Raw genomic sequence first — 9058 nt, forward strand, 5'->3', positions numbered from 1 at the left:
CGCCCGGCGCGGCAGCGCTGCCGCCCGCCGGCGCGCCGCTGGAGGCCTACCCGCTGGAGGCGCTGCGCATGGTGGGCAGCCTGGTGCGCGAGGGCCGCACGCTGGCGCTGGTGCGCGCGCAGGGCACGCTGCACACGGTGCAGCCCGGCGACCGGCTCGGCGGTCCGCATGGCGGCCGGGTCGTGCGCATCACCGAAACCGCGATCACGCTGCGCGAACGGGTGCGCGATGCCCGAGGCGCCTGGACCGAGCGCAGCACCATGCTGGCCCTGCAGGAGACGCCACGATGAGCCTTCGAGCAGTCCGCGCAGTTCCCGGGTATGTGCTCTTCCTGGCCGCCGCGCTGCCACCGGCGGCGCCAGCCCAGCCCGATGCCCCGGCCGTGGCGGCGGTGGCCGCGGCGCTGCCCTCGGCCGCCGCACGCCCCATTCCCGGCGCGGCGGCCAGCTACGGCGGCGACAAGCTCTCGCTGAACTTCCGCGACATCGAGGTGCGCGCGGTGCTGCAGGTGATCGCCGAATTCACGGGGCTGAACATCGTCACCAGCGACAGCGTCACCGGCTCCGTCACGCTGCGGCTCAAGGACGTGCCCTGGGACCAGGCGCTGGAAACCGTCCTGCAGACCAAGGGCTTGTCCATGCGCCGCAGTGGCGCCGTGGTGTGGGTGGCGCCGCGAGAGGAGGTGCTGGCGCGCGAGGCGGCGGAGCTGGAGACGCAGAAGCGCCTGGCCGAGCTGGAGCCGCTGCAGACGCGCGCCTTCCAGCTCAACTACGCCAAGGCCGAGGCGGTGGCGCGCGCCCTGGGCGGGCAGAACCTGGCGCCGCCGCCCGCGCCCGGCGGGGCCACTGCCGCGGCGCTGGCCCCGCTGCTGGGCGGCACGGCCGCGACGCCGCCCGCCACGCGGCTGCTGTCCTCGCGCGGCAGCGTGCTGGCCGAGCCACGCACCAATCAGCTCTTCGTCACCGACGTGCCCACGCGGCTGGCGGAGGTGCAGGCACTGATCGGGCGCATCGACATCCCGGTGCGGCAGGTGCTGATCGAGGCGCGCATCGTCGAGGCGGACGAGCGCTTCGGCCGCGCGCTGGGGGTGCGGCTGGGTGCCACCGACCTGCGCGCCGCCGCGGGCCAGCGGCCCGGCTTCGGGCTGGGCGGCGGCACCGCCATCGCCCCCGGCGGCAACTACGACGCGGTGGGCGCCGCCACGGGGCAGGGCGCCACCGCCACCTACGCCGACAGCCGCTTCGTCAGCCTGCCGGCCAACACCGGCGCGCTGGGCACCGCGGCGCCGGCCGCCACCTTCGCGCTGACGCTCTTCAGCCCTTCGGCGCACCGCTTCCTCAACCTGGAGCTCTCGGCGCTGGAGGCCGACGGGCGCGGGCGCGTGGTCTCCAGTCCGCGCGTGCTCACGGCCGACCAGGTGAAGGCCGAGATCGAGCAGGGCGAGGAGATCCCGTACACCTCCGGCACCTCCAGCGGCGCCACGCAGGTGGAATTCAAGAAGGCCAGCCTGCGCCTGGAGGTCACGCCGCAGATCACGCCCGAAGGGCAGCTGATCCTGGACGTGCTGGTGAGCAAGGACAGCCGCGGCATGCTCACCCCCACCGGGCCGGCCGTGAACACCAAGCGCGTGCGCACGCAGGTGCTGGTGGAGGACGGTGGCACCGTGTCGCTGGGCGGCATCCTCACGCAGGAGGAGCGCCGCGACGTCAACAAGGTGCCGCTGCTGGGTGACCTGCCGGGCCTGGGCGCGCTGTTCCGCGACACCGTGCGGCTGGAAAACAAGACGGAATTGCTGGTGTTCCTCACGCCGCGCGTGGTGACGCCGGACACGCCCGCGCGCTGATGCGCGGTCGGCGCGTCAGCGGGACGAAGGTGGCATCGCGTCATACTCCCGCCTTTTCTCAGCCCGCAGCGCCTCTTCGCCGCCCCTCGCGCCGTGCCCCTGATCTCCCTCGTCGGCATGCCCGGCGGTGGCAAGTCCACCGTCGGGCGCCAGCTCGCCCGGCAGCTCGGCCTGCCCTTCTACGACTCCGACCACGAGATCGAGGCGCGGATCGGCATGTCGATCCGCGCCTACTTCGAGCTGCATGGCGAGCCGGCCTTCCGTGACCTGGAAAGCCAGCAGATCGACCGGCTCACGCGTGAGGGCGACTGCGTGCTGGCCACCGGCGGCGGCGCGCCGCTGCGGGAGCAGAACCGCCAGATGCTGCGCGAGCGCTCGCACGTGATCTACCTGCGCTCCACGCCGGAAGACTTGTTCCGCCGCCTGCGCCACGACACCTCGCGCCCGCTGCTGCAGGTCAAGGACCCGCTCAAGCGGCTGCGCGACCTGTTCCGCGAGCGCGATGGCGTCTACCTGCGCACGGCGCATTTCGTGATCGAGACCGGGCGGCCCTCGGTGCCGGCGCTGCTGCAGATGATCCTGATGCAGCTGGAGCTCGCCGGCCTGGTGGACGCCTCGCGCGTGCCTTCGCCCATCGACCCCCACCACGGCCCGGAAGCGGGCCCTGCCTAGAATTTCCCGCATGAATTCCGTCCCCCCGAGCCGCTTGCGCATCGACCTCGGCGAGCGCAGCTACGACATCCGCATCGGCTGCGGCCTGCTGTCCGATCCCGAATCCTGGAGCGGCCTGCCGCGCGCGGCGCAGGCGCTCATCGTCAGCAACACCACCGTGGCGCCGCTGTACGCGCAGCGCCTGCAGGCGGCGCTCAGCGCCCACCACGAGCGCGTGCTGCAGGTGGTGCTGCCCGACGGCGAGGCCCACAAGGACTGGAACACGCTGAACCTGATCTTCGACGCGCTGCTGGAGCAGGAGTGCGACCGCCGCACCGTGCTGTACGCGCTGGGTGGCGGGGTGGTGGGCGACATCACCGGCTTCGCCGCCGCCTGCTACATGCGCGGCGTGCCCTTCGTGCAGGTGCCCACCACGCTGCTGGCGCAGGTGGACTCCTCGGTGGGCGGCAAGACCGCCATCAACCACCCGCGCGGCAAGAACATGATCGGCGCCTTCTACCAGCCGCGGCGCGTGATCTGCGACCTGGACGTGCTGGACACGCTGCCTGCGCGCGAGCTCTCCGCCGGCCTCGCGGAGGTCATCAAGTACGGCCCCATCGCCGACCCGGCGTTCCTGGACTGGACCGAGCGCAACCTCGACGCGCTGCGCGCGCTGGACAAGGCGGCGCTGTCGCACGCGGTGCAGCGCAGCTGCGAGATCAAGGCGCAGGTGGTGGCGGCCGACGAGCGCGAGAGCGACCTGCGCGCGATCCTGAATTTCGGCCACACCTTCGGCCACGCCATCGAGGCCGGCATGGGCTACGGCGAGTGGCTGCATGGCGAGGCCGTGGGCTGCGGCATGGTGATGGCGGCCGAGCTCTCGGCGCGGCTGGGCCTGGTGCAGTCCGACTTCCCCGCGCGCATGCGGCGCCTGGTGGAGCGCGCCGGGCTGCCGGTGCGGGCGCCGGCCTTGCCCATCGAGCAGTGGCTGGCCCTGATGCGGCTGGACAAGAAGGCGCTGGCCGGCGAGATCCGCTTCGTGCTCATCGACGGCCTGGGCAAGGCAGTGCAGCGCGGCGCGCCGGAGAGCGTGGTGCGCGAGGTGATCCAGGCCTGCAGCGCCTGATGAGCCTGGCGCCCGGGCGCGCCGCCGGGCCAGCCGTTTCCCGCAAGGCTTGACACGGAAGGAACTGCCCATGCCCCTGGCGCCCTATGCCAGCGACCCGGCCCGCTCGCGCGGGCGGCGCCATCCGCAGCCGCCCGCGCCCACGCGCAGCGAGTACCAGCGCGACCGCGACCGCATCGTCCACAGCACGGCGTTCCGGCGCCTGGTCTACAAGACGCAGGTCTTCCTCAACCACGAGGGCGACCTCTACCGCACGCGGCTGACGCACTCGCTGGAAGTGGCGCAGCTGGGGCGCTCCGTCGCGCGCACGCTGGGCCTGGACGAGGATCTGGTGGAGGCCATCGCCCTGGCGCACGACCTGGGCCACACGCCCTTCGGCCACGCCGGGCAGGACGCGCTCAACGAGGCCCTGCGGGACCACGGCGGCTTCGAGCACAACCTGCAGAGCCTGCGCGTGGTGGACCAGCTGGAGCAGCGCTACCCGGACTACGACGGGCTGAACCTGACTTTCGAGACGCGCGAGGGCGTGTTGAAACACTGCAGCCCGGCCAACGCGCGCCGGCTGGAGGCGCTGGAGCCCGGCGGCGTGGCGCGGCGCTTCATCGAGAGCACGCAGCCTTCGCTGGAGGCGCAGCTCACCAACCTGGCCGACGAGATCGCCTACAACGCCCACGACATCGACGACGGCGTGCGCTCGGGGCTGCTGAGCATCGAGCAGGTGTGCGCCGTGCCCCTGTTCGCGCGCTTTCACGATGCCGCGCTGGCCGAGCATCCGCGCCTGGCCGGGCGGCGGCTGCTGTTCGAGGCCATCCGCCGCATGCTGACGCAGCAGATCTACGACGTGATCGACGCCACGCGGGCCCGGCTGGACAGATACGCGCCGCAAAGCGTGGAGGACGTGCGCCTCGCGCCGCCACTGCTGTGCTTCAGCGACGCCATGCGCGACGAGAGCCGGCAGCTGAAAAGCTTCCTGATGCGCCACCTCTACCGGCATCCGCGCGTGATGCAGAGCATGAGTCGCGCCCAGGACGTGGTGCACGCGCTGGTGGCGGCCTACCTCGACCGCCCCTCGGAGATGCCGCCCGACTTCGCGCAGCGCCCCGACCTGCACCGGGCCGTGGCCGACTACATCGCCGGCATGACCGACCGCTTCGCGCTGCGCGAGCACGCCCGGTTGACCGGGGCGCCGGCCTTCGACTCCCCGCTCTAGACCTCTCGCGCATGGCCCGTCTCCCCCGCCTGGCCCTGGCCGGGCACCTGCACCACGTCGTCCTGCGCGGCAATGCCGGGCAGGCCCTGTTCGTCGATGACGAGGACCGCCAGCGCTGCCTGCAGATGCTGCGCGAGGCGCTGCGCGAGCATGGCGTGGCGCTGCACGGCTACGTGCTGCTGGAGGACAGCCTGCAACTGCTGCTCACGCCCGATACCGACGCGGGCCTGAGCACCGCCGTGCAGGCGCTGGGCCGGCGCTACGTCGCGGCCTTCAACCGCCGCCATGGCCGCGCGGGCACCTTGTGGGAAGGGCGCTACCGCGCCACGGTGGCGCAGCCGCCGCGGCATTTCATCGCGCTGCTGACCCTGGTGGAGTGGCAGCCGCAGCGCCTGGGGCTCATTGCCAGCGCGCTGGAGTGGCCCTGGTCCAGCGCCGCTCACCACCTCGGCCGCCGGCGGGACCCGCTGGTGACGGACCACCCGCTGTTCTGGGCCACCGGCAACACGCCCTTCGAGCGCGAGCTCGCGCACCGCGCGCGACTGGAGGGCGGGCTGTCCGAGGCCCAGGCGCGCAGCCTGATGGACGCAACGCTCAAGGGCTGGGCGCTGGGCGACGCCGCCTTCCTCGCCGCGCTGGCCTCGCGCACCGAGCGGCCCCTGCAGCCGCGACCCCGGGGACGACCGCGAAAAACCGCACCAAATTGAACTGTCCCCATTTTTTAATGCACGGCGACGGTGCAGTATTTAATTGTGGTCGTACCCTATTTTTTAGCACTTGAATCGGGGGGCTTCCTGCACTAGTCTCCGGGACTTCCCTGATTCCCTGATGGAGAGCGCCCATGAGCACGGCCGCCGGACCCACGAACAACACTGCTACGGCTGCCGAGATCGCGGCGCTGGCCGACGGTGGTCTGTACCAGTCCACCAACGAGAAGGACGCCTGCGGCGTCGGTTTCGTGGCCCACATCAAGGGCCAGAAGGCGCACAGCATCGTCGAGCAGGGCCTGAAGATCCTGGAGAACCTGGACCACCGGGGCGCGGTCGGTGCCGACAAGCTCATGGGCGACGGCGCGGGCATCCTGATCCAGATCCCGGACGAGCTCTACCGCGCCGACATGGCGCGCCAGGGCGTGCAGCTGCCCCCGCTGGGCGAGTACGGCGTGGGCATGATCTTCCTGCCCAAGGAGCACGCCTCGCGCCTGGCTTGCGAGCAGGAGATGGAGCGCGCCATCAAGGCCGAGGGCCAGGTGCTGCTGGGCTGGCGCGACGTGCCGGTCAACCGTGAGATGCCGATGAGCCCCACGGTGCGCGCCAAGGAGCCCGTGATCCGCCAGGTCTTCATCGGCCGTGGTCCCGACCTGATCGTTCCCGATGCCCTTGAGCGGAAGCTTTATGTGATTCGCAAGACCGCCTCGGCTGCGATCCAAAAGCTGAAGCTCACGCACAGCCACGAGTACTACGTGCCCAGCATGAGCTGCCGCACGGTCATCTACAAGGGCCTGCTGCTGGCCGACCAGGTCGGCACCTACTACCTGGACCTGCAGGACGAGCGCGCGACCTCGGCCCTGGCCCTGGTGCACCAGCGCTTCTCCACCAACACCTTCCCCGAGTGGCCGCTGGCGCACCCGTACCGGCTGGTGGCCCACAACGGCGAGATCAACACCGTCAAGGGCAACTTCAACTGGATGCGCGCCCGCGAGGGCGTGATGAAGTCGCCGGTGCTGGGCGATGACCTGAGCAAGCTCTACCCGATCAGCTTCGAAGGCCAGTCCGACACGGCGACCTTCGACAACGCGCTGGAGCTGCTGACCATGGCCGGCTACCCGCTGGCGCACGCGGCGATGATGATGATCCCGGAGGCCTGGGAGCAGCACACGCTCATGGACGAGCGCCGCCGCGCCTTCTACGAGTACCACGCCGCCATGATCGAGCCCTGGGACGGCCCGGCCTCGATGGTGTTCACCGACGGCCGCCAGATCGGCGCCACGCTGGACCGCAACGGCCTGCGCCCGGCGCGCTACATCGTCACCGACGACGACCTGGTGATCATGGCCTCGGAGTCGGGCGTGCTGCCCATCCCCGAGAACCGCATCGTCAAGAAGTGGCGCCTGCAACCGGGCAAGATGTTCCTGATCGACTTCGAGCAGGGCCGCATCGTTGACGACGAAGAGCTGAAGAACCAGTTCGCCAGCGCGCGCCCGTACCGCCAGTGGATCGAGAACGTGCGCATCAAGCTCGACACGCTCGATGCCCAGGGTGCGCTCCCGCAGTCCGGCGAGACGCTGCTGGACCGCCAGCAGGCCTTCGGCTACACGCAGGAGGACATCAAGTTCCTGATGGCCCCCATGGCCACCGCGGGCGAGGAAGGCACCGGTTCCATGGGCAACGACAGCCCGCTGGCCGTGCTGTCGGACAAGAACAAGCCGCTCTACAACTACTTCAAGCAGCTGTTCGCCCAGGTCACGAACCCGCCGATCGACCCGATCCGCGAGGCCATCGTGATGTCGCTCAACAGCTTCATCGGTCCTAAGCCCAACCTGCTGGACATCAACGCGGTGAACCCGCCGATGCGCCTGGAGGTGTCGCAGCCGGTGCTGGACTTCGCCGACATGGCGCGGCTGCGCTCCATCGAGCAGAGCACGCACGGCAAGTTCAAGACCTACGAGCTGAACATCGTCTACCCGCTGGCGTGGGGCCACGAGGGCGTCGAGGCCAAGCTCGCCTCGCTGTGCGCCGAGGCCGTGGACGCGATCAAGAGCGGCCACAACATCCTGGTCATCACCGACCGCCGCATGGACCGCCAGAACGTGGCGATCCCCGCGGTGCTGGCGCTGTCCGCGATCCACCAGCACCTGGTGCGCGAGGGCCTGCGCACCACGGCCGGCCTGGTGGTGGAGACGGGCTCCGCGCGCGAGGTGCACCACTTCGCCGTGCTGGCGGGATTCGGCGCCGAGGCCGTGCATCCGTACCTGGCGCTGGAGACGCTGGTGGAGATGCACCAGTCGCTGCCGGGCAACCTCAGCGCCGAAAAAGCCATCTACAACTACATCAAGGCGATCGGCAAGGGTCTCTCGAAGATCATGTCGAAGATGGGCATCAGCACGTACATGTCGTACTGCGGTGCCCAGATCTTCGAAGCCATCGGCCTGGACAAGTCGGTGGTGGACAAGTATTTCCGCGGCACCGCGTCGCAGGTGGGCGGCATCGGCGTGTTCGACATCGCCGAGGAAGCCATCCGCATGCACCGCGCGGCCTTCGGCGACGACCCGCTGCTGCAGTCCATGCTCGACACCGGCGGCGAGTACGCCTGGCGCGTGCGTGGCGAGGAGCACATGTGGACGCCCGACGCCATCGCCAAGCTGCAGCACTCCACGCGCTCGGGCAAGTTCGAGACGTACAAGGAGTACGCGCAGCTCATCAACGACCAGTCCAAGCGCCACCTGACGCTGCGCGGCCTGTTCGAGTTCAAGTTCGACCCGAGCAAGGCCATCCCGCTGGAGGAGGTGGAGCCCGCGGCCGAGATCGTCAAGCGCTTCGCCACCGGCGCCATGTCGCTGGGCTCGATCAGCACCGAGGCGCACTCGACGCTGGCCATCGCCATGAACCGCATCGGCGGCAAGAGCAACACCGGTGAGGGCGGCGAGGACCCGGCGCGCTACCGCAACGAGCTCAAGGGCATCCCCATCGCCGATGGCACCAAGGTGTCGGACGTGGTGGGCAGCGAAGTGGTCGTGACCGACTACGCCATGAAGGCCGGCGACAGCCTGCGCTCCAGGATCAAGCAGGTCGCCTCGGGCCGCTTTGGCGTCACCACCGAGTACCTGGTCAGCGCCGACCAGATCCAGATCAAGATGGCCCAGGGCGCCAAGCCGGGCGAGGGCGGCCAGCTGCCGGGCGGCAAGGTGTCCGAGTACATCGGCTTCCTGCGCTACTCGGTGCCGGGCGTGGGCCTGATCTCCCCGCCGCCGCACCACGACATCTACTCGATCGAGGACCTGGCGCAGCTCATCCACGACCTCAAGAACGCCAACCCGCGCGCCGACGTGTCGGTGAAGCTGGTGTCGGAAGTGGGCGTGGGCACCATCGCCGCGGGCGTGGCCAAGTGCAAGGCCGACCACGTGGTGATCGCCGGCCATGACGGCGGCACGGGCGCCTCGCCCTGGTCGTCGATCAAGCACGCCGGCACGCCGTGGGAGCTGGGCCTGGCCGAGACGCAGCAGACGCTG

At 70.5% G+C, this 9058-nt stretch carries 7 protein-coding genes; all 7 read left to right on the forward strand.

Annotated elements, in window-relative coordinates:
• A partial coding sequence (locus Q0741_RS06815; protein WP_298232445.1) for a pilus assembly protein PilP occupies positions 1 to 290 on the forward strand: 290 nt, incomplete at its 5' end.
• Positions 287 to 1843 carry a type IV pilus secretin PilQ gene (locus tag Q0741_RS06820; RefSeq protein WP_367184077.1) on the forward strand — a complete coding sequence of 519 codons (1557 nt, stop codon included), beginning with the start codon at positions 287 to 289 and terminating at the stop codon, positions 1841 to 1843. The genes Q0741_RS06815 and Q0741_RS06820, both read left to right, overlap by 4 nt.
• Before the next feature lie 93 nt (positions 1844 to 1936).
• Positions 1937 to 2515 carry a shikimate kinase gene (locus Q0741_RS06825; RefSeq protein ID WP_298232446.1) on the forward strand — a complete coding sequence of 193 codons (579 nt, stop codon included), beginning with the start codon at positions 1937 to 1939 and terminating at the stop codon, positions 2513 to 2515.
• 10 nt (positions 2516 to 2525) lie between these two features.
• On the forward strand, positions 2526 to 3620 hold the full coding sequence (gene aroB, locus Q0741_RS06830) for a 3-dehydroquinate synthase (RefSeq protein WP_298232447.1): 1095 nt from the start codon (positions 2526 to 2528) through the stop codon (positions 3618 to 3620).
• A gap of 70 nt (positions 3621 to 3690) precedes the next feature.
• Entirely contained in the window at positions 3691 to 4830 is a 1140-nt protein-coding gene (locus Q0741_RS06835) for a deoxyguanosinetriphosphate triphosphohydrolase (RefSeq protein WP_298232448.1), read from the forward strand.
• A gap of 11 nt (positions 4831 to 4841) precedes the next feature.
• Entirely contained in the window at positions 4842 to 5537 is a 696-nt protein-coding gene (locus tag Q0741_RS06840; protein WP_298232449.1) for a transposase, read from the forward strand.
• Positions 5538 to 5671: 134 nt separating this feature from the next.
• The coding region (locus tag Q0741_RS06845; protein ID WP_298232450.1) for a glutamate synthase central domain-containing protein at positions 5672 to 9058 on the forward strand (3387 nt) is incomplete at its 3' end.

The organism is uncultured Azohydromonas sp., from assembly GCF_937926365.1.
GTDB lineage: Bacteria > Pseudomonadota > Gammaproteobacteria > Burkholderiales > Burkholderiaceae_C > Azohydromonas.